The 19,725-nt window shown below is 61.9% G+C and carries 18 protein-coding genes and 2 pseudogenes; 8 read left to right on the top strand and 12 right to left on the bottom strand.

Features of this window, described 5'->3' with window-relative positions; genetic code table 11:
* Positions 1-9: 9 nt before the first annotated feature.
* From ACWEFV_RS07085 to ACWEFV_RS07075, 3 genes are all read left to right on the top strand, one after another.
* Positions 10-1,107 carry a 3,4-dihydroxy-2-butanone-4-phosphate synthase gene (locus ACWEFV_RS07085; protein ID WP_450069613.1) on the top strand — a complete coding sequence of 366 codons (1,098 nt, stop codon included), beginning with the start codon at positions 10-12 and terminating at the stop codon, positions 1,105-1,107.
* 65 nt (positions 1,108-1,172) lie between these two features.
* Complete coding sequence (locus tag ACWEFV_RS07080; protein WP_450069755.1) at positions 1,173-2,822, top strand: long-chain fatty acid--CoA ligase; 1,650 nt, start codon at positions 1,173-1,175, stop codon at positions 2,820-2,822.
* A 48-nt stretch (positions 2,823-2,870) separates the two neighbouring features.
* Positions 2,871-3,692: an SDR family oxidoreductase gene (locus ACWEFV_RS07075; protein ID WP_450069612.1), complete on the top strand. Its 822-nt coding sequence runs from the start codon at positions 2,871-2,873 to the stop codon at positions 3,690-3,692.
* Positions 3,693-4,264: 572 nt separating this feature from the next.
* Here the strand turns inward: ACWEFV_RS07075 and ACWEFV_RS07070 are convergent.
* From ACWEFV_RS07070 to ACWEFV_RS07055, 4 genes are read right to left on the bottom strand one after another with little or no spacing between them, the layout of a single operon-like run.
* Positions 4,265-5,008 carry an IclR family transcriptional regulator gene (locus ACWEFV_RS07070; protein ID WP_450069611.1) on the bottom strand — a complete coding sequence of 248 codons (744 nt, stop codon included), beginning with the start codon at positions 5,006-5,008 and terminating at the stop codon, positions 4,265-4,267.
* Positions 5,009-5,048: 40 nt separating this feature from the next.
* Complete coding sequence (locus ACWEFV_RS07065) at positions 5,049-5,339, bottom strand: DUF3263 domain-containing protein (RefSeq protein WP_450069610.1); 291 nt, start codon at positions 5,337-5,339, stop codon at positions 5,049-5,051.
* Entirely contained in the window at positions 5,336-6,409 is a 1,074-nt protein-coding gene (locus ACWEFV_RS07060; RefSeq protein ID WP_450069609.1) for a 2-oxo acid dehydrogenase subunit E2, read from the bottom strand. Before ACWEFV_RS07060 ends, ACWEFV_RS07065 begins: the two co-directional genes overlap by 4 nt.
* Positions 6,406-8,757, bottom strand: a complete 2,352-nt coding sequence (locus tag ACWEFV_RS07055) for a transketolase-like TK C-terminal-containing protein (protein ID WP_450069608.1) — start codon at positions 8,755-8,757, stop codon at positions 6,406-6,408. Before ACWEFV_RS07055 ends, ACWEFV_RS07060 begins: the two co-directional genes overlap by 4 nt.
* A 256-nt stretch (positions 8,758-9,013) precedes the next feature.
* On the opposite strand from ACWEFV_RS07055, the gene ACWEFV_RS07050 reads away from it, so the two are divergent.
* The gene (locus ACWEFV_RS07050; RefSeq protein ID WP_090423875.1) at positions 9,014-9,514 is read left to right on the top strand and encodes an Lrp/AsnC family transcriptional regulator; all 501 of its coding nucleotides are present in this window, start codon (positions 9,014-9,016) and stop codon (positions 9,512-9,514) included.
* Positions 9,515-9,597: 83 nt separating this feature from the next.
* Here ACWEFV_RS07050 and ACWEFV_RS07045 read toward each other — a convergent pair whose 3' ends face one another.
* Positions 9,598-10,452: an alpha/beta hydrolase gene (locus tag ACWEFV_RS07045; protein WP_450069607.1), complete on the bottom strand. Its 855-nt coding sequence runs from the start codon at positions 10,450-10,452 to the stop codon at positions 9,598-9,600.
* A 96-nt stretch (positions 10,453-10,548) separates the two neighbouring features.
* Between ACWEFV_RS07045 and ACWEFV_RS07040 the strand changes: the two genes are divergently transcribed.
* Positions 10,549-11,154: a TetR/AcrR family transcriptional regulator gene (locus ACWEFV_RS07040; RefSeq protein WP_450069606.1), complete on the top strand. Its 606-nt coding sequence runs from the start codon at positions 10,549-10,551 to the stop codon at positions 11,152-11,154.
* A 913-nt stretch (positions 11,155-12,067) separates the two neighbouring features.
* On the opposite strand, the gene ACWEFV_RS07035 is transcribed toward ACWEFV_RS07040, so the two are convergent.
* Together ACWEFV_RS07035 and ACWEFV_RS07030 are read right to left on the bottom strand one after the other, a co-directional pair.
* A complete protein-coding gene (locus ACWEFV_RS07035) occupies positions 12,068-12,232 on the bottom strand; it encodes a hypothetical protein (RefSeq protein WP_450069605.1) in 165 nt (54 codons plus the stop codon).
* Positions 12,202-12,417: pseudogene (locus ACWEFV_RS07030) on the bottom strand (hypothetical protein); the annotation flags it as partial. The gene ACWEFV_RS07035 and the pseudogene ACWEFV_RS07030, both read right to left, overlap by 31 nt.
* 63 nt (positions 12,418-12,480) lie before the next feature.
* Here ACWEFV_RS07030 and ACWEFV_RS07025 point away from each other — a divergent pair.
* Positions 12,481-12,660 (top strand): hypothetical protein, encoded by a 180-nt coding sequence (locus tag ACWEFV_RS07025; RefSeq protein WP_450069604.1) that lies wholly within the window; start codon positions 12,481-12,483, stop codon positions 12,658-12,660.
* Between the two features lie 799 nt (positions 12,661-13,459).
* Here the strand turns inward: ACWEFV_RS07025 and ACWEFV_RS07020 are convergent.
* The 4 genes from ACWEFV_RS07020 to ACWEFV_RS07005 all read right to left on the bottom strand — a co-directional run bounded on the left by ACWEFV_RS07020 (position 13,460) and on the right by ACWEFV_RS07005 (position 16,371).
* Positions 13,460-13,951, bottom strand: a complete 492-nt coding sequence (locus tag ACWEFV_RS07020) for a hypothetical protein (protein WP_450069603.1) — start codon at positions 13,949-13,951, stop codon at positions 13,460-13,462.
* Positions 13,952-14,083: 132 nt separating this feature from the next.
* Positions 14,084-15,370: an alpha/beta fold hydrolase gene (locus ACWEFV_RS07015; protein WP_450069602.1), complete on the bottom strand. Its 1,287-nt coding sequence runs from the start codon at positions 15,368-15,370 to the stop codon at positions 14,084-14,086.
* Positions 15,371-15,413: 43 nt separating this feature from the next.
* Positions 15,414-15,713, bottom strand: a complete 300-nt coding sequence (locus tag ACWEFV_RS07010) for a hypothetical protein (RefSeq protein WP_450069601.1) — start codon at positions 15,711-15,713, stop codon at positions 15,414-15,416.
* A 1-nt stretch (position 15,714) separates the two neighbouring features.
* Positions 15,715-16,371 carry a DJ-1/PfpI family protein gene (locus tag ACWEFV_RS07005; RefSeq protein WP_450069600.1) on the bottom strand — a complete coding sequence of 219 codons (657 nt, stop codon included), beginning with the start codon at positions 16,369-16,371 and terminating at the stop codon, positions 15,715-15,717.
* A 76-nt stretch (positions 16,372-16,447) separates the two neighbouring features.
* Here ACWEFV_RS07005 and ACWEFV_RS07000 point away from each other — a divergent pair, with 76 nt between their 5' ends.
* Both ACWEFV_RS07000 and ACWEFV_RS06995 read left to right on the top strand, forming a co-directional pair.
* Positions 16,448-17,419 carry a GlxA family transcriptional regulator gene (locus ACWEFV_RS07000; protein ID WP_450069599.1) on the top strand — a complete coding sequence of 324 codons (972 nt, stop codon included), beginning with the start codon at positions 16,448-16,450 and terminating at the stop codon, positions 17,417-17,419.
* A 971-nt stretch (positions 17,420-18,390) separates the two neighbouring features.
* Positions 18,391-19,089 carry a VOC family protein gene (locus ACWEFV_RS06995; protein ID WP_450069598.1) on the top strand — a complete coding sequence of 233 codons (699 nt, stop codon included), beginning with the start codon at positions 18,391-18,393 and terminating at the stop codon, positions 19,087-19,089.
* A gap of 301 nt (positions 19,090-19,390) precedes the next feature.
* Here the strand turns inward: ACWEFV_RS06995 and ACWEFV_RS06990 are convergent.
* Positions 19,391-19,628 (bottom strand): annotated as a pseudogene (locus ACWEFV_RS06990) (ATP-binding protein); the annotation flags it as partial.
* Between the last annotated feature and the right edge of the window lie 97 nt (positions 19,629-19,725).

The raw sequence follows: 19,725 nt of genomic DNA, 5'->3' as shown, positions 1-19,725 counted from the left end.
CACCGCTGTGTGTCTCGGCTGGCGATCGAGCGCGCCGGTTCGGCTCTGCGTGCTGGGACTCCGGTTCTGGTTGTCGACGGCACCGATGACCAGGTCGTCGCCGACGTAGTGATCGCGGCTGCTCATGCCACGCCGCATTGGACGGCATGGCTGGTGAGGTTCACCTCGGGGCTGATTTGTGCGGCGCTGCCCGCACGTCGAGCAGAGGAACTGGATCTGCCGACCATGGTCCGTGACGATGACTCGAATGTGGAAGCTCCCACGTTTGCGGTCGCGGTGGACGCCGCATCCGGTATCGGTACCGGCATCAGCGCGACCGACCGCGCCCGCACTGCGCGCGTTCTGGCAAGCGACTGCTCCCGGCCACGTGATCTGGTGCGGCCCGGTCATGTTCTCCCAGTGAGGGTTGCAGGCTGCGGGGTGCTCAAGCGCCGGGGGAGCGCCGAGGCGACGGTGGATCTTTGTGACATAGCGGGGCTTCCACCTGTAGGACTGACCGCTGCCCTCCTAGGGGAGGACGGCGAACTACTGCGGGAACCCGCGATCAGTGTGTTCGCTCAGAACCATCGCTTGCCGATGGTGCACATCGACAGCGTCGTGCACCACCGCCTTTTCCACGGTGATGGACGCCGCAAACGGGTCACGCCGGTTCAGAACCGACTGGACCAGCTGGCAGGCCGGGCGCTCAGAGCAGTCGACTTTGAAGACCACCTGACGGGCGCTCGGCATACGGTGTTCATCGGCGCCTCCGTACCTGATATCGATCCACCCGTGTATGTCATCACGGAATGTGTCCATGGTGACCCACTTCTCGCCTCTGGCTGCGAATGCAGAGTCGAATTTGAGAGGTGTCACGAGCGTATCGCCGCACACGGCGGAGTCATCGTGTACCTGCGGCCACCCATCACCTCAGCGCCGAGGTTCTCGGTGCCGCGGCCGGAGTTGGTCGCAGGTTGCATCACCGCGATGCTGATCGAGCTTGGTTTCACGACAGTGACTTTGGCCGACTACGTGCAACATGCACAGCTGAAGTCCAGGTGCGAGCTGGTCGTCTCTGGGCCTGCCGCGACCTGGGAGCCGTGCAGGCTCTCCGCCGCTGCCCCCTGACACCTCACGCTTCTTGAGCGCGATAGACAATCGGAGAGACCGCATCCATGGACATCCATGCCACCATGCAGAACGTACCGCTGACGCTCACCGCGATCCTAGACGGAATCGACGGCACCTTCGGTGATTCAGAGGTCCTCACCTATGTAGGTGCCAACACCGCCGTACAAGCCGCCACATTCTCTGAGATTGCCACGCGCGCAGCTCAACTGGCCAACGGATTGGCTGGCCTCGAAATCGAAGCCGGTGACCGGGTTGCGACCTTCATGTGGAACAACCAGCGGCACCTCGAGGCATACCTCGCCGCGCCCTGTTCTGGCGCGATCCTGCACACCCTCAACATTCGGCTCACGCCTGAGCAACTCGGCTATATCGCCTCCCATGCCGGGGACAAGATCATCATCGTCGACGCCAGTTTGCTCGACACGCTGCTCCCAGCGTTGCCGCTGATGCCGGAGCTGGAGGCGCTGGTAATCGCCGGTGACCCGACCGACGCTCAGCTGACCGAGGTATCACGTCTGGTGCCCGACGTGATCGCCTATGAGCAACTCGTGAACAGTCAGCCGACTACGTTCGCGTGGCCAGTGCTCGACGAACACAGCGCTGCGGCGATGTGCTACACCAGCGGGACCACCGGGGATCCCAAAGGCGTGGTCTACAGTCATCGGTCGGTCTATTTGCACGCCCTTGCCGTCTGCACGGCCAACGTTGCGGGAATCTCCTCCCGTGACCGGGTGCTTCCCATAGTCCCGATGTTTCACGTCAACGCGTGGGGCATTCCGTACGCGTCGCTGATGGCCGGCGCAACACTGATACTGCCGGACCGCCACCTCAAGCCCGACACGCTCGTCGACATGATCGCCCAACACGGCGTCACGTTGTCTGGCGGTGTTCCTACGGTTTTCAACGACATGTTGCTGTGGCTGCGCGACAATCCCGGCCATCGAGTCGACTCGTTGCGTCGAGTGCTGTGTGGCGGCGCCGCGGTGCCGGCGTCGCTTGTCGCCGCGTATCGCGATGAATTCGCGGTTCCGCTGGTCCAAGCGTGGGGCATGACCGAAACCAGTCCCATCGTGACCATCGCCGACGTTCCAGGCAACGCGACCACGACCGATCAGCAGCGAAAGCTCAACAGCACGGGCCGATTCCTGTTCGGCGCCAAAGGACGCGTCGTCGACGAGACGGGCGCTGTTCTGCCCCGCGACGGCCGATCGGTTGGCGAAGTGCAGGTGCGTGGCCCCTGGATCACTGGCGGCTACCACGGCGGCATCGACGCCGAGAGCTTCTCCACCGACTCGGACGGACAACTCTGGCTCCAAACGGGCGACATCGGACACATCAGCGCAGACGGGTACCTGACGCTCACCGACCGAGCCAAAGACGTGATCAAGTCCGGCGGCGAATGGATCAGCTCCGTGCACCTTGAAACCACTCTGGCCGGTCACCCTGATGTGATCGAAGCTGCCGTGATCGGCGTACCTGACACCCGTTGGGATGAGCGACCACTCGCATTGGTGACCTTGCGCCCCGGCTCTGCCGCGCGGGCCGAAGATCTGAAGGCTTGGCTTGAGGAGCGGGTACAGCGATGGTGGCTGCCTGAGCGGTGGGCCGTGGTCGGCTCTATCGCGCGCACCGGCGTCGGCAAGTACGACAAGAAGCTGATGCGGCAGCGATACCACTCCGGCGAGATTCCCGTCACCGTGCTGCCCCGCTGAATCGACATCGCCACTGCGGTCACATCAAACCGACGGGGATGGGATCAGATGCAGATCGAGAACAAGGTTGCTGTCGTCACCGGCGGTGGATCAGGAATCGGCCGGGCACTGGCCGTCGAACTCGCCAGGAATGGAGCACAGGTCGTCATCGGCGACCTCGACGAGCGTGACGCTGCCGAAGCGGCCAGGAGCATCGGTGACGCGGCGACGAGCATCCGGGCGGATGCATCCACCGTTGACGGCGTGACAAGCTTGATCGCTGAGGCCGAACGGCACTTCGGGCCCGTGGACATCTTCGTCGCCAATGCCGGCATCGTGGGAGCTGCGGGCCTCGGTGAATCCGCCGACTGGGACAAGGTCCTTGCGATCAACCTACGCGCTCATGTCAATGCCGCCGGGCTGCTGCTACCGGGATGGCGCGGCCGCGGCAGCGGCTACTTCGTGTCGGTCGCATCCGCGGCCGGCCTGCTGACGCAACTGGGCGCGGCGGGGTACGCGGTCACCAAACACGCTGCGATCGGATTCGCTGAATGGCTTGCAATCACCCACGGTGAGGAGGGAATAGGCGTGAGCTGTGTGTGTCCGCTCGGAGTCGACACGCCCCTTCTCACCGCAGTGCGCTCCTCCACGGGCCTGTCGCGCCGGATCGGCGCACAGTCGATCATCAAGTCCGGCAGCGTCATCAGCGCAGCAGAGGTCGCGGCGGAGACGATCCGCGCCGTACGCGCGGAGCGATTCATGGTTCTACCTCACCCGGAGGTTCTGGGTATGTTTCGCGGCAAGGGCGCGGACTATGACGGGTGGATTGCAAGAATGCGTCGCCTGCAGCGGTCCCTGAGCGACGGTGCCGCAGCACCGAGTGACGGTTAGCGCCAGCAAACGGCTCTACACCAGTCAATCCAGCAGCCTAGACGGCGATCTCGCTGTTGCGCGGGCATCGGACCGGGTCGACGCTGGTGGTCAGACATATTGGGGTGCAGAGGAATCCGGCTAGCCGTTCCCCGTATACGCGGAGAAGTGGCTCATCCGAAATAGTCGGACAGCCAATGACGTACATCACTTTTCGTTGGCAGTGTGGCTCCCGTCACTGTTACCGGCCTTCCGGCATATCGGCCGGCCGTCACGTTCGATGGGAGAACACTATGGGAGCCAGCACTATTGGACGAGTCAAGGCGCTGTCAGCGGTGATGGGTGTGGCGGCAGCGGTAGGGATGGGTGCGATGTCCTTCACTCATGGAAGTGACGTCACGGGGATCAGCTTGGCGCGTACCGACGATCTGCCGTCGGCCACCGTGACTCGGTCAACGGCACCGAAGGAGCTGGCAACCTCGTTCGCCCGGCCGACCCACACCGCTCAACCGTGTGCGGCGAGAGCCACCTTGCCTTGCTGACAAGCGGTCTCGCGGCTCGCTGCGCCGTGTTCAGGTGTGGGCCTTGATGGTTCAGTGCGGCGGAACTGCGTTCTCGACGAGGATACGCGCTGTCCGGCGGGCAATGCGACAGTACTCTTCTCTACGGTTCAGAAGGCGTTCCGTCGGTGCGCTGATCGATAATGCCGCAACCGCCCGGTGGTCACGTTGATGGATGCCTACGGCGATGCATGACTGGTCCGGGATGGTTTCACCGTGCTCTATCGCGATGTCGTCGCGTCGCGCGGAGATGAGCTGCGCACGCAACATGTTCACGTCAACCACCGAGTTCTCTGTGAGCCTCGGCAATCCGTTGCGGTCGATGAGTTCTTCAACCGTAGACCACGGTAGGTGTGCCATGAGCAGCTTCCCGAGTGCCGAAGTGTGACCGGAAATGTGAACTCCGCGAGTAACTATCGGGTCCGTCCGATCTGCGGATGCGTTGGTGATGCAGACAACGCCTCGGCCATCCCAAGCGCCTACGGTCACCACAGCTGAGAGCTGGTGGGCGAGCGCCGCCACACGGCGATTTGTATAGGCGTTGAAACAGCTGGAACTCATGAGCCGACGGCTGATGAGCAGAACGCGCCAGCCGAGTCGATAGCGATCGCCTGATGTCTGTTGCAACAGACCAATCGCGGCGAGACTGGACATGATGTCGAAGGTCGTCGACTTCGGCAGTTGCAGCCTCGCGGATACCGCCGTCACACCCCACTCTGGTGTCTCGGCCGTGAAGAGATCGAGCACCTTCCCGGTGCGGTCGATCGTGTTCAGCACGATGCGGCCCTACGTACGAGAGGGCATTCGGCCTCGGTGGTCAAGAGCTCTGCGGGTGATTGGCGAGTTTCGCCAAACAGATTCCGATCACACGTTCACGATCGGATTCGCGCATCGCCTGGGGTGGTGCTTCCTGAACGAACGCCAGCACTCGACGATAGAAGGTCGAAGGTGCGATGCCGAATTCCGGCAGGATGTACTCGTCGCCGTGATCGAATGGCGCCCATCGAGCCACGAACGAGAGCATGCGGCCGTATTCAGTAAGCGCGTGCGAGTTGACGTTTGTAGCTCGTGGCACTGGTTGCCCCGACTTTGGGGGTTTCTTGATCATCGAAGGTCCGCATCGTCGAAGCCGCGCTCCAGGCGCTGGCGCACGGTGCCGAGATAGCGTGCGGCGTCGGCGCCGTCGATGATCCGATGGTCATAGGACAGCGACAGGTAGGCCATTGAACTGGTCTTCACCACGAGGTTGCCAAGCTCGTCGCGTCCAGGGACCAGTCGCTCGACCACTGTTCCGACACCCAGGATGGCCGATTGGGGTTGATTGATGATCGGGGTGTCGAACAGCGCGCCGCGGCTTCCAGTGTTGGTGATCGTGAAAGTTCCTCCTGACAGATCGTCAGGCCGTACCGTCCCCGACCGCACCGCCAGGGCCGATGCCGCGATGGCTGCTGCCAAGCCTGCCAACGTCATTGACTCGGCGTCGCGGATCACCGGCACCATCAGACCCTTGTCACTATCGACTGCAACACCTAGATGGACGGCACTGTGATAGGTGACCTCGGTGCAGTCGGCGTTCAACGAAGAGTTGATCACCGGGTGTGCCGCAAGGCCTTCTACGGCAGCGTCGACGACAAACGGCAGGTAGGACAGCTTCTGGCCGGTCCGGCCCTCGAATTCGTCTTTGTTGCGATTGCGCACCAGCGCCACATTGGTCAGGTCGACTTCGACCACCGTCGTCAACTGTGCCGATGTCTGCAGCGATGTCAGCATGCGCTGAGCAATCGTGCGCCGGATCCGCGAGAGCTTCTCGACGCGCTCCGTTGCTGATTCAACCGGTTCAGGTTCAGGTTCAGGTTCAGGTTCCGGCTCGGCGACCTCTGGAACGCTCTCTGGCTCATTGGCCGTTTCCTCGGTGGGGTTTGCGTCGGCAGCGCTGATCACCGCGATGACCGCGCCGATCTCGACCACGGAGTCCTCCGGCTCGATGATCTGAGTCAGGATTCCGGCTGCGGGAGAGCAGACTTCGGTATCGACCTTGTCGGTGGCGACCTCGAGCAGGGGTTCGTCATGCTGGACTTCATCGCCTACTGCTTTGAGCCACCGGGTTATGGTGGCCTCGGTGACCGCCTCGCCAAGGGCGGGCAGTTCCACGTTGGTAATGCTTGTGGCGGCAGTCATTTCACGCTCCGTTCGGCCAGGTCGAGTGCTGCGCTGACGATGCTGTCGGTGTCGATGCCGTGATACCGGTAGACATCGTCGAGCGAGCCGACCTGTCCGAATCGGCTCACTCCCAGAGCGGCTCCCGTCACGTTGTTGATGCCGGTGAGAAACGCCAACGTGTGTGGGTGTCCGTCGAGCACGGTCACCATAGGGGCGGCTCGGTCGGCTGGGAAGACCTGGTCGAGGATCCAGCTGGGGCTCTCGGAAAGCCCGCGGCGAGCTTGTAATGCGTCGAACAGCAGGCCGGGGCTCGTCACGCAGATGACGTCGGTATCGATGCCCTGCTCGGCGAGCCGATCGGCCGCCCGCAGGGATTCGGTGATCATCGCTCCCATTGCGACCACAGCGATCTGCGGTACGCCACCGGCTCGCCGCAGGATGTACGCACCGGCGACCACTTGTTTTCTCCGGCGTTCTCGGGCGGTGGCGTCGTCGGGAACCGATGCCAAAGTCTGGTCCACGGGCCGCGTGGAAAGTCGCACATACGACGACGAGCCATCCGGCCGGCCCATCAGGCCAATGCATGACAGCAACGTCCACTCGACATCGATGGCAAATGCCGGTTCGTAACTGATGCAACCAGGTTGCTCAAGGCCGATCGACGGTGTCTTGATGGACTGATGTGCGCCGCCCTCGGCCGCGAGTGACACACCCGAGGGAGTGCCGACCAGAATCGACTGTCCGCCTGCGTAAATGCCGTAGGACCATGGCTCCAAGGCACGTTCCACGAATGGGTCGTAGACCACACCGATCGGAAAGAGGGGTTCGCCCCACCGGCTCCACGTCGCACCGAGCTCACCGATCAGGCCGACAAGATTGGTCTCGGCGATACCGAGTTCCATGTGCTGTCCGGTTGGTCTCTCCCGCCAGTGCATGATCGTCTCGGGGTCGTCGTCGAACCAGTTCCGACGTTCATTGGGGGACCACACGCCAACCTTGTTGAGCCAACCGGCCAGGTTGGTCGTTGAGCTGACGTCGGGGCTCACGGTCACCACACGCTTGGCCGCGTCCGGAGCTTGACGGCTCAGGTCGAGCAGCACCCGGCCCAGGGCCGCCTGGGTGGACGATGTGCCCGAGGGAGTGCGACCGGTGTCAACGGGCACGGCGGGCGGAGGCGACAGGGTCACCGGCTCGCGCCGCAGCCTCTCGGCGGTCGTGGCGCAGAGCGCTCCGGGCGCACTATCGGTGGCGAAACGCTGCCAAGGACTGGTCGGGTCCATACCGAGTTCCGTGGCGAACTGCTCGTACTGCTCGATGGTGAGTAGTGACGAATGATTCTGGGGATGGCCCTGGGTGGGCAGTCGGTGACCCTTGATGGTGTAGGCGATGATCGCCGTCGGACGGGTGTCATCGATTTGGGCGTAGGCGGCGCGCAGTGCGCCGAGGTCGTGACCGCCCAGATTGCGGATCGCAGCCAGCAACGTGTTCTCATCCAGGTCGCGGATCAGCGTCGAGATCTGGTCGGCGCCTATTCCGTTGCCGGGCAGCCTCTCCCGTAGCTCTTCGGCTGAGCAGCGCAGCAGACGCTGGTACTCGGGGTTGGGCATCTCGAGGATGCGGGTGCGCAGCGCGGCCCCACCGCTGTGGTCGAACAATGACTCAAGCTGGGCGCCGAACTTCACATTGATCACTTGCCATCCGGCGGCCGAGAACATTGCCTCCAGCCGTCCGGCCGCGATGTTCGGCACGACGCGGTCGAGTGATTGGCGGTTGAGGTCGATGATCCAGACGATCTCGCCGAGCTCGGCGACGGAGTTGTCCAGGATGGCTTCCCAGACCGCCCCCTCGTCGAGTTCGGCGTCGCCCACCAGCGAGTACTGGCGACCTTTTCCCGCGGCGCCGATCTGGGTATCGACGTAGCGACTGGCGATCGCGCCCCATATCGGCGCAGTCGCCCCAATCCCCACCGATCCTGTCGAATAATCGACGGGATCAGGGTCTTTCGATCGGCTCGGGTAGGACTGGAGACCACCGAACTCGCGCAGAGTAGTCAAGTACTTCTGATCGAGTTCGCCCAACAGATAATTGATGCTGTGCAGCACGGGCGAGGCATGCGGCTTCACCGATACCCGATCGCCTGGTTGAAGCTGTTCGAACCACAGCGACGTCATGATCGAGGTCATGGAGGCGCACGACGCCTGATGGCCTCCCACCTTCAGACCGGTCGGATTGGGCCGAACACGGTTGGCGTGGTGAATGATCGACGTCGATAGCCACAACACGCGATCCTCGATTTCGCGGAGGGCGGCGTCTGCTGACGTGTCGGCGACACGGGGCCGTGCATCGACTGATTGCGAGCGGTCCATCAGTGGTTTCCTTGCGTGCGAGTTCCAGATTGTGGGGTGACCGGCCTTCGCCGTGCTCAGGTCGTGAACACGGCGAAGGCGCGTCGCAGCAAGCGGGCTCGAGTGAGAGCGCAGGCGCTGCCGACCGCGATGACACGGTCGTCGGAGCTCCATAGGGGTGCAGAACTCGCTGTCTAGTCGAGCATCGAACTACACTTTGGACAAGTTCACGTGGATCGACTGAGCATTTTGCTGACGTCGATGTTCGGGCATTCAGATGGAGGTTGTCATTTTGACTACGCAAACCAGAGTCGACGCTTTGGATGCTCGGATCCTCAAGGCTCTCAACGATGACCCTCGGGCCACCGTTCTCGCATTGGCCGACAAGACCCGGCTCTCGCGCAACACTGTCCAGGCACGCATCAACAAGTTGGAACGATTAGGCGTCCTGCGCTCGTTCGAGAGACGCATCGATCCCGCCACACTGGGTTACCCGTTGACGGCGTTCATCCTGACGCGCGTCACGCAGCGCAAGCTCGCTGCCATCGCCCGAGCGCTGGAGCAGGTTCCCGAAGTCGTCGAAGTGCAGGGACTCGGCGGTGCTACCGATCTCTTGATTCACGTGGTCGCCCGCGAGGCGGACGATCTCTACCGGGTGGCCGGCCGGATACTCGATATCGACGGTGTCGAGCAGACCAACACCTCGCTGGTCATGCGCAAGCTCGTTGACTTCAGGCTGACACCGCTTCTGGAGAAGCTGGTTGAGGAAACGAAATGATCGCGTTGCCTCGATTCGGTGGTTGCTCAGTTGCTGTTCGTGGCAGCGGTTTTGCGTCCGGCGAGAGATGAGGCGGCTTGCGCTCACATGGGGCGGCAGGTCCTGAGGTAACTGAGGAACGATGCCTGCAGGCCAGTAACGTGCGTTTCGTGCAGGATCTCGCTGGTGACCGTTTCGTTGCGTGAAGTGAGGCGGTGAAGGACGGTGGCCGTGTTCTTCGCGAGGCTTTGGTAGACGGCCAGGTCTCCGAGAAGCTCGCGGTCGTTGAAGGTTACGTGGAGCTTGGCAGCACGCCGGCTGTCACCCAACTCGTCGAGCTGGGCGAAGATCTGACTGTCTTCACCGATGACGCCGGGGCTGCCCGCTCCAATGCTCTCGAAGACGGTGCTGCCGGTGAGCCAGGCATACAGACTGAAAAGTCCGCCGTAGGAGTAGCCGAACAGGCCGTGACCGATCGCGGCTGTGCCGTAGTCGCGTTCGATCCGCGGGTGCAGTTCCGTGGTCAGGAAATTCAGGAACACATCGGCGTGGGTGTCGCGTAGTTCGGCGAGGTAGGCGTCAGCTTCGTCGCGTGTCCTCATGCCTGATTGCAGTCCCATCTCCACGGCATCGATGAGCTCCTTGGCGATGGGCTCGCCGGGTGGCACGAAGTCTCTGTTGCGCAGCCGGTCCCAGTCCTGCGCTTCCTCGCCCGCGTACCCGACGCTGACTTGGATGTAGGGCCGAATCCGTTGCATGGGGTCCATCTGGGTCACGATGAGCGGAGCCGTCAGGCCCACGGCAAAGTTGCCGTCGAGCACGTACACGACGGGCACTTGTGGTGTGGCGCGGTCGTAGCCGGGTGGCGTGGTAACCCAGACGCCATAGTCATGCCCACCGCTGGAACGCATCTCGAAGTAGTCGGTGTCCGCGAGACAGCCTTGCCACATGGCGCTCATCAAAGGTCCTTCACAACTCGGCCGGCCGCGCAGCACGGTGCCCTCAGCGGCTCGTTATCCATTGGAAAAATCTTATCCAATGGATAAAGTGTCGGGGTGATCTTGTCAAGCGTGGAAGGCAAAGGCGAGGCACGCGAGCGCCTTCTTGCTCGGCTTCTCGCTGCCTTCGGGGAATCCCTTCCCTCTCCGGACATGTCGCTGCGTGAGGTCGCCGCCCGGGCCGAGACCAGCCACGCCCTGCTGCGGTACCACTTCGGGTCGCTCTCGGGCGTCTTGGCGGCGATGCTCAAGGAACAGCGATCTCGTGACAACGAGGTGTTTTTCGAGACGGCCCAGCAGGGCACCTTCGACGAACTCGTCGTGGCGATCTGGCGGGCCTACACCCGCCCGGAGCGGCTGTCCCGTATCCGCGGCTTCTTTCACGTCGTAGGACTTGCCGCATACAGCCCCGGGGACTTTCGTGAGTTCATCGACTCGCTCGACGACCTGACCATGATGCTGGCCTCGCTCGCAGAACGCGAAGGGCGCAACGCTGAGGAGGCGCTGAACATGGCCATCATCGCGGTCGCCGCGCTGCGTGGCCTGCTCCTGCGGGAAGTTCTGACTCCAGGCGGCAACTCGGGGGACGCCGTTGCCTTGATCCTGTCCATGAGCAACGGGTCGATGCGCTCCACGCACACGGCCGGGCACTTGAGCAAGTAGCCGCCTTTGGCCACCACTTCAGCCCCTCGAAGAAGCCGCTTAGAAGCACCTGTGCTCACCGAAGACTCCCTAGGCGCTACCGGCCGCTAGGTTGAACGACAAGGCAGGCGTGATCCAATCACCCGCCAGATAGATGCGATAAGTGCGAGCTCATTGAGACCAGACATGTAGGTCCGTGTGCCGACGATGTGTGACTGCTAGCGGCCGACACGAGGCGTGATTATCGGCAGAACGCCCATGCGGGACAATGACTTGTGTGGCCAGCGGGCGAGCAGCTGCCGACCGTTCGCAGTTGGCGCACAACACTTACCGATCCGTCTATATGCAGTGCTCGTGCGATGGACACGGTGAGACAGTTGTCAATCGTCGTCTATCGGGTCCACCTGGACGAAAAGTGCATCGACGTCGCCTGCGGTCCTGATGCGCTCGAACCTGTCGACGTGATCGGTTCGGTACCCGTCCATGTGAGAAGGAATATCGTGCCCTGTCAAAAGGCTCTCATGGCTTCGTTGAGGCATTGGTGACCGAGGTTGAAGGCGAATGTTGCAGCCGATTGACACGGTGCGTCGCTGACCGGGCCCCCGTGAATCGCGGAGTTGCGCAGTCTCTTCAGGCGTGCCAGCTGGCGATCGAAGCGCCGGCATTGCTCGTCGAGGCGACCAAACATTCCTGACGGAGTTGCCAGTGCCGTCGCGACCTCACCTAGCCCGCGTGACAGCCAATGGTCAGCGTAGATGCGCTGCAGAGCCGAAATATTGTCGGCAGCGCCGCGAACATCAAAGTGCTCGTGTGGTCCCACTGTCCGCATCAACCGTGACCGGATCTCGAACAGCTCGCGCTGAGCGGGCGCGCCAGGTCGCCGATCTGGCACATGATCGATTGCCGCCTTTGTGAAGTGGCTAATCAGTTGGGATCATGGCCGGGCTGCGAGCGCTCTTCCTTCCTGCGAGGTGTCGGCCATTGCTTCGATGATCCAGACGTTGGTGTCGATGTTCAGGAAGTGGTCGTTGAGTTCGAGAACGCCGGAGGTGGCGGCCCGTTCGACCCCTATGTTTCCCGGCAGGTGGACGGTTGCCAACTGACTCGCAGCATCACTGCGGATTGAAGTACGGCACCGGAATGCATTGCTGTGAAAGCGTCTTCGATATCGCTGAGGTGGATCCGCTCGGTAACGAACTTCTCCAGGCGGCCCTGCAGGTGCAGGTCGATGATCGTCGGGAAGACACCTTCAGGTAGGCAGTCCCCGTACCAGGAGGACTTTAGAGGGCGGGTGTAAGTATTGATGGACTACACCGCGAAATCCGGTGCCGCCAAGCTTGTCTCGGCGTGCTCACGCAGCTGACCGGCAAGGGCGTGGTCAGCTGGGCGAGCACGGATCTAGGGGTGTTCGACGTCACCGGTAGCGGTTTCACGGTGGTGGAGCTGGCGCCCGGGGTCGATCACGACGACGTGGTGGCCAAGATGGCGGCGCCATTGACCCGCAGCCAGGTATCCGCGTCAGTCTGAGTGCTACGGCCGAGTCGAGCACGCGCGCGGCGATCCGGAACGCGGTGTTGGTGTCGGGCACGCCGCAGCAAATCGCACATTGGAGCAGACCCATCGAGCAGTTCGCGAAGACGTGGCGCAGGAATCGGATTGGCTACCGAGGCTCGTGATCTGCCCGCTTTCCCGGACCTGGCCCCTCGGCGTGAGGGGATAGCCGCGTTGTCTGACAGCCTGCTGCGCGTGCGGCAAGTAGTCCGCCGATGCCGGGTATGAGCGCGACTAGCCATACGCGGTGGATGCCGTTCATGAGCAGAATCGCCGCGACAACCGTGGCGGTGTAAACGAGTCCGTGAAGAGGGCCGAGGATGTGTGAGATGGCAGGCAGGTGAACAGTCGCCAGATTTAGCAGCATGAGAATAAGCGTGAGCAGCTCGATCGATCCGATGACGTGAAGTGTTCGGCGAGAATTCACAGTTCTACTCCGATGATCGGTCCTCGCAAGTAGGTCACGCTTGGGCGGTTCCCCAGAAAGGCGTGGATGGCTGAGTCAGCGGGACGGTGGATGTATATGTGTCTGGCGCCAGCGTTCGTTCGCCCCGCCGTATCGGATGATCCATCGCAAGCCGATCACCGCGGTGACTCTTGAACTGAAGACGCATGTAATCCGTGTTGCACGAGTGGGTGAGTGAGGCAGGATCGGCTGTGCTGCCTGGCACAGCCGATCCTCTTGATAAATAACCGCTTTCACTGCATGAAGGGGCTGCGTCGGTGCGGTTACGGGCGAAGATGGCTGAGCGGGTATATGCGTGCACTCAGGCATTCATAAGCCCACTCCTGTCGTCGAGCCTGGTCGCAGAACCATGAGTATGACGACGACAACCCAAAGCAGGTTGAATATGCCGGTTTGTGCCCCCAGCAGGCCGACGAGTCGGCCTGCTGGGCTGCTGTCGGAGGAACTGACGGATGGGGCGCGATCGACAGTTGCCAATGCCAGGCGCTGAGCAGGCAGTATCAGCATGATGAGGATCCCAGCCGCGACAACGGTGATCGCCACCGATACCAGTAGCCACGCTTGGCCGAGCACCCCGAGGCTTGCGGCAGTCGCCAGACCAAAAACCGGGACTGCGAGTGCGACTACCGCGTATACCCTTGTAATTCGGTGAAGGAGCCGGACGGAGGCAACGGCTTGCTTGTTGCCCGCGTCGTGGATGGCGGTGCGGACTGCCCTCGGGAACATGCTTGTAGCGACTGCGACCGGGCCGATCGTCAGAATCGCTGCCACCAGGTGGATGGATAACAGGAATGCTGTCACTGGTTCACTCCGTTGTTGGTGTGGGCACAGCCGAAATAGACTCGCGCCCTGCTGGTTTTGCTACTCATCCGAGTCGGTCACGGCGACGGGTGAAGGGCGCCGGTTTCCCTTTGACCATCGGTGTCGGAAGACTCAGGTCGGTGAATGCTCGTCGAGGAAGTTGGCGAGGTGGTGAACGTATGCATCCCGTCCGATCAGCGAAGAATGGATGGTGTGGGGGCTGCCCTCGACACGGTGAACTTCCACATTGGGGTGCGTTTCGATAATTTGTCGGTCGTACTGCCGTGGAAACGCTCCGCCGGCGGCTTCGTCAGCGGCGAGAATGAAGGTCGGAACCTGTACCGGTAACGCCGTGTCAATGCCCCGGGTCATGGTTCCATCGATCGCCGATTCGGTGACGCCTGGGTCAAGGACCATGAGCGAGTAGGCGACTGCGGGCATGCTCGCGGGCTGGGTAACGCTGCCGAACGTAGCGTTGGGGCCGAGAGTTTTGGCTCCCAGTTCCCGGATGATGTGGTCGGTATTGGCTTTCTGCGCGTGCCAGGCTTGTCGCTGGGTCAGCGTCCAACGCAGCACCGAAGTAATAGTGTCTGTTGAGTAGACGAACTCCGGGAACAACGCGGGATCTTCAAGAAATACAGCCTTGACCAGATCGGGACGCTTTTGAGCGATGGTCCATCCGATCGCCCCGCCCAGTGAGAAACCGACCAGTGCGGCGGGACGATCTGCAACAGATTCCAGGATATTGATGGTGTCATCGACATACCGCGAAAGGCTGTAGCTGTCCGGCTTGTGGCCGGATTCGCCGTGCCCACGGTGGTCTGGCTTGATGATCTTTCTGCCAGCAGTGATCTTGGTCGGCAGCCAGTCATAGGTTGCCCTGCTGGACGTCACGCCATGCAGGAACACCACCGGGGTCCGACCGGTTGGACCGTGCACATCGACTGCCAGTTCGACACCGTCACTGGCGATTACCTTCACGTTCGCCGTCGGCAGTCCGCGTCGGTACGGCTCGGCGGGGTCTTCGGCAGGACTTATTGACTCCCAGTGCTCAGCGATGATTCCCTCCTCGAGGCGGAACACCTCGTTGATAGTGGTCCATCCATCCTCGGGCTCGAACCGGCCGACACTTTCAACATGGACATAGTGACCGTCGGCGAGCAGACGCTTCAGGCGTAGCTCGCCACGCGGATGCGCCGGCCCGAAGGAAAGAACGAACTGCTTCAACTCCTCACGGGTGCTACCCGGCACCGTCGCGGCATGTTCAAGGTAGTCCTGGCTGTAGCAGCGGTCGATCTGCGACTCGTCACACGCCGCCAGTGCCTCAAAGGAGGACACGACGGCGTCCAGGTTGCGTTCCTCATCCGCGGAACGGGTACGTCCAGAGGTGCGCAGCATCGAATCTAAGAGCAACTTCAAGGTCAGATCCTTCTGAGTATTAGAGGGGTGATGTTGGGGAGTCTTAGACCCGTCGCGCGCCGGTCACCGCGGACCGGGGCAACCGGCCAGCGCGTGAGTGCCCGGACATCTCGTCTCCGAGAATCACGACGTCGAATTCGAGGTTCAACCGCATCGGCTTGGTGACTTTCTGCCGCCACGTCAAGTGGTTGCCGCTCTGCGAAACATCTTGCAGTTCAACGACCTCACCCTTCAGGGTGGCCCTGCCGGACAGGCCGGCGGAAGTGTCGCTGAACGAATACTCCACTGCCAGCGAGCCGATCGGCGTTTTGATGGTGACGTCCCAATCTCCAGCAATATTCATCTCAGGGCTCCTGCGGTTCGATTCCTGATGGCTTCCACGCAGTGCCCCGACGTTCATATTCGAAGAGTTTCTCCACGGCGTGGGCGATACGCGGACCATAGGAACGTTCCAACAGATAGAGGCCCAGATCGAGGCCGGAAGTGACTCCACCGCCGCTGATCAGATCCCCGTCGTCAACCACACGAGCGTTTACCGCGTTCACTCCGGCCGCGTCGAGTACGTCCATCCCCATGTAATGGGTTGTGGCGTAGCGGTTGTCGATTAACCCGCCCATGGCCAACACTATTGAGCCCCCGCAGACGGTTGCCACGGTGATATCGGGATTGGCGAAGGCCTTGCGCATCAACGGGATAAGTGCTGTTTGCGCTGCCCGCGCCAGTAGTACCGGGATGGTCTCAACGCCATCATCTGGGTCACCGTTGATCGGGCCGCTCGCGCCCGGCAATACTACGTAGCCCGGCTTGGTTGGATCGAGCTGGCTGGTGGCCTTCAGGGTCATGTCCTGCGTGCCACTAACCACTTCGCGGGGGCCTTCAGCAGACACCAGCTCCACGGTGAGACCGCCGCCTAGGGCCTGCGCGCCCGCAACGAGGACTTCGAAGGGTGCGATGACATCGAGTGGGTCGAATTTGTCGAAGAGAACGATTTGTGCGTACACACCTGACGATGTTGGTGCATGTTAGCCACCCTCGCTACTGGCTAGATGGCCGTATCGCGCTGCTATATTGCCAACCATGCATCGGATTGCTGTCGTCGCATTGCCGGACAGTGTCGCCTCCGACGTGGCGACACCGATTGACATTTTCGGCCGCGCCCAATCACCCGATGGCAGAGCCGGTTATCAGGTGCAGGTGTGCGGCACTGCCCCCGAAGTCAGTGCCGGGCCGATGCGTATTGCAACAGACCATCGACTCGACATGCTCGGCAGCGCCGATACCATCGTCGTTCCGGGTTGTCATGATCCTCTCGTGGAAGCGCCCGCAGAGTTGATCATCGCTCTAAAAGCCGCATACCGCAACGGTATTCGCATCGCATCGATATGCACCGGGGCCTTCGTTCTTGCCGCGGCAGGTCTACTCGATGGCAAAAGGGCGACGACGCACTGGCTTGGGGCGTCTAGTTTTCAAAGGGCCTATCCCGCGGTGGACCTTGACCCTGATGTCCTTTACGTGGATGCGGGCCAAATCCTGACCTCGGCGGGCGCCTCGGCTGGTTTGGACTTGTGCCTATATATGGTGGCACTCGACTATGGGGCGGCTGTGGCCGCCCAGTCGGCGAGGTTGGCTGTCGCGCCGTTGCACCGCAGCGGCGGGCAGGCGCAGTTCATCATGCGCAACCAGCAGCCATTCAATACCGAGCTCGGCGAGCTGCTCAGTTGGATTGAAACTCATGCCCATCAGCAGCTGACGCTACGCAAGCTTGCCGCCCAGGCATCAACCAGCATCCGCACACTCAACCGCCGATTCCAAGCCGAAACCCGTCAGACGCCAATGCAATGGGTTATCGGCGTGCGGATACGCCACGCGCAACAGCTGCTGGAACGCACGTCCGAGAGCGTCGAAACCATCAGCAGCCAAGTCGGTTTCGAGTCCGCCGCCAACTTCCGTGACCAGTTCAAACGAATCGTCGGCGTACCGCCTCAGGCCTACCGCACGACTTTCCGCAAACAAGTGACAAACCTGAACGGATCAGACTCATCGTCGTAGCGTTCCCAGCCCCGGATGAGTCTTCGTGACGAACGAATACAACCCTCATCCCGATTCCGGTCGTTTGACCAAACCCTTGGGCATCAACCAGCCTGCATCGACGCCAAGCACTGCGGTGATGAAGTGCACGTGAAGTAAGGGAGTTGTCAACGGTGAGCACGACCGTCCCATTCTCGGATCCGCCATTTGGATGGCAATAATGTTCCGCCAACTCCGTGGCAACGCTGAGAAACATGCAGGACGAGGAGTTGCCGTCCGCAATCGAGAATGGCAACCTACAGCTGAGGGTCATTCGCTTGCCACAGATCCGGGCTCAACTTCCGAACAGCCCCCGTCAGAACCCGTCAGCGAGTTACAGCCTCAGTGGGGTCGCATGTGCGGGTGACGAGTCCGCTGCCTCCGACGTCTACCTGTTCGGCGACATTGCACAGCGTGGAGGTGGTCGGGGTATCGATGAGGATGTCGTCGCCAGAGATGTAGCAAATTGGCTCGTCACCAACGAAATCAGCGACGAGCAGCAGCGGAACGGCGGGTTCCGTAGTCGCCCACGTCAAGACGTTGGTAGAAGAACTGAAAGTCGGTTCCCCGGCCGATGTCGTTGAGCACCTCGTCCTTTGATTGCCGGGAGTGCCGAGCTAGTACCGTTTCCAAGTCTGGATCGGGTGTGTAGTAGTCCTGCACCTGATACGTTCCAGCGCGCGCGACCACCGCGATTCGTCGACCCGCGCATGTTATTCGATGGGGTAGGTGCCGTCGGAAAAAGCTCACCGAGTGATGCCCCTTTGAGCCGGCCAATTGTGTTAGGGGACTGCGGTATTCGCCGTCCTACTCAAGTCGGTCGATCGACCGTTGACGTCGTGGTCGGCCGTGGCGCCGGCCCGCAGATAGCAGTGCACTGCCGATGACCAGGGTAAGTTGAGGTTCTCACATTCATGGGCGTGCACAGAGGTCGTTGTCTACCTTCGGGACGCATGACGGAGAAGGCGATTCCAAGGCTGATGGCCCCGGCGATCCAGCCGGTAGCCGATTTCTACACAGCGCTGGGGTTCGAGATCACGTTCCAACAGACGGCGCCATACCAATTTCTGAGTGTGAGGCGTGGAGGGATCGAGCTGAACTTCTACGGCGATGAGAAGTTCGATCCGATGACCTCCGCGCATGGCTGCTTAGTCGATACCGATGACGTCGACCTGGTCTATGCGCTCTTCACAGAGGGCCTGCAGGATGCCTTCGGGGCAGTGCCCGTGCACGGGGTTCCGCGGATCGGTGCGTTGACGGACATGAGCTACGGGGTGCGACAGTTCCTGATGATCGATCCGGGTGGGAACACGATCCAGGTTGCCCAACCGATCAGCGAGGACCAGCAGCATCGGCCGTTGCCGAAGGGCACGTTCGACCGAGCAATCCACATGGGCTCGTTGTACGCCGATGCCAAGCAGGACCTGGACTTGGCGGTGAAAGTCCTAGACCGGGCTCTGCATCGGTCCGACGAAGAGCCGACCTCGATTCACCTGGTGAAGCTGCTGGTGCTGCGGGCAGACGTGGCGGTCCGCCAAGGTGAGCAGGACCTGGCCCGGGAACTGCTGGCCCGCGCAAGGGGGGCCGGGGCCAGCGGACCAGAACTGGCGGACGCCCTCCGTCGGGCAACGGAGCTTGAAGCCGGGCTGTAAGCAGAATCCAGGCGGCAGACCCGGGCCGGGCCACGGTCGTCCCAAGCCGGCGCGACGTACTGCGCTGAATTAGACATCAACATCATCCGGTGCACTGTCGAGAACCGCGCACCGGCAGAGTGGTGCCGGAGTTGCAGACCACCTATAACGTGCCCCGGGTTGAATCTGGTTGTTGTTCATAGAATGTCGCTATTGAATCCACGTTGCGACCGGGCTCGATGTCGAAACCCGGTGGCACGCCGTCAACGCGCCGCCACTCGTCGGCCTCGTCCGCACGGTGCGGTGTCCTGCAAGGGGAAAGCTACCCCGTTCGGCTTTTGTCAGCAGTTCGCGGCGAGTGCGGGGTGCGGTAGGAGTCCCCGGTGAGGTGAGTACTTCGGCGTGGTGGACGAGGCGGTCAATCATCGCTGCGGCGACGACGTCGTCGGAGAAGGTTTCGCCCCAGCGGCCGAACGGTAAGTTGCTGGTGACCATGATCGAGCCGATCTCATAGCGGGAGCGATCAGTTGGAAGAACAAGTTGGCCGCGTGTGGCGTGAAGGTGGCCCCCTGCCGCAGGTCGTCCGTCAGGGCTTGTTGTGCCGTGCTCGATGAGCGCACCGTCTTCGAGGCCCGTCGAAGTCCACACCTGACGGTG

Source organism: Mycobacterium sp. NPDC004974, assembly GCF_053600815.1.
The sequence above is the reverse complement of the archived record's forward strand: the minus strand, read 5'-3'. Positions and strand labels throughout refer to the sequence as shown.

What these genes read in the sequence shown, in the direction of transcription:
- ACWEFV_RS07065 (WP_450069610.1), bottom strand. Translation starts at nt 5,339, where the DNA reads ATGATCAAGAAACCCCCAAAGTCGGGGCAACCAGTGCCACGAGCTACA.
- ACWEFV_RS07000 (WP_450069599.1), top strand. Translation starts at nt 16,448, where the DNA reads ATGCATCGGATTGCTGTCGTCGCATTGCCGGACAGTGTCGCCTCCGAC.
- ACWEFV_RS07050 (WP_090423875.1), top strand. Translation starts at nt 9,014, where the DNA reads ATGGAGGTTGTCATTTTGACTACGCAAACCAGAGTCGACGCTTTGGAT.
- ACWEFV_RS07080 (WP_450069755.1), top strand. Translation starts at nt 1,173, where the DNA reads ATGCAGAACGTACCGCTGACGCTCACCGCGATCCTAGACGGAATCGAC.
- ACWEFV_RS07010 (WP_450069601.1), bottom strand. Translation starts at nt 15,713, where the DNA reads ATGAATATTGCTGGAGATTGGGACGTCACCATCAAAACGCCGATCGGC.
- ACWEFV_RS06995 (WP_450069598.1), top strand. Translation starts at nt 18,391, where the DNA reads ATGACGGAGAAGGCGATTCCAAGGCTGATGGCCCCGGCGATCCAGCCG.
- ACWEFV_RS07075 (WP_450069612.1), top strand. Translation starts at nt 2,871, where the DNA reads ATGCAGATCGAGAACAAGGTTGCTGTCGTCACCGGCGGTGGATCAGGA.
- ACWEFV_RS07055 (WP_450069608.1), bottom strand. Translation starts at nt 8,757, where the DNA reads ATGGACCGCTCGCAATCAGTCGATGCACGGCCCCGTGTCGCCGACACG.
- ACWEFV_RS07060 (WP_450069609.1), bottom strand. Translation starts at nt 6,409, where the DNA reads ATGACTGCCGCCACAAGCATTACCAACGTGGAACTGCCCGCCCTTGGC.
- ACWEFV_RS07045 (WP_450069607.1), bottom strand. Translation starts at nt 10,452, where the DNA reads ATGAGCGCCATGTGGCAAGGCTGTCTCGCGGACACCGACTACTTCGAG.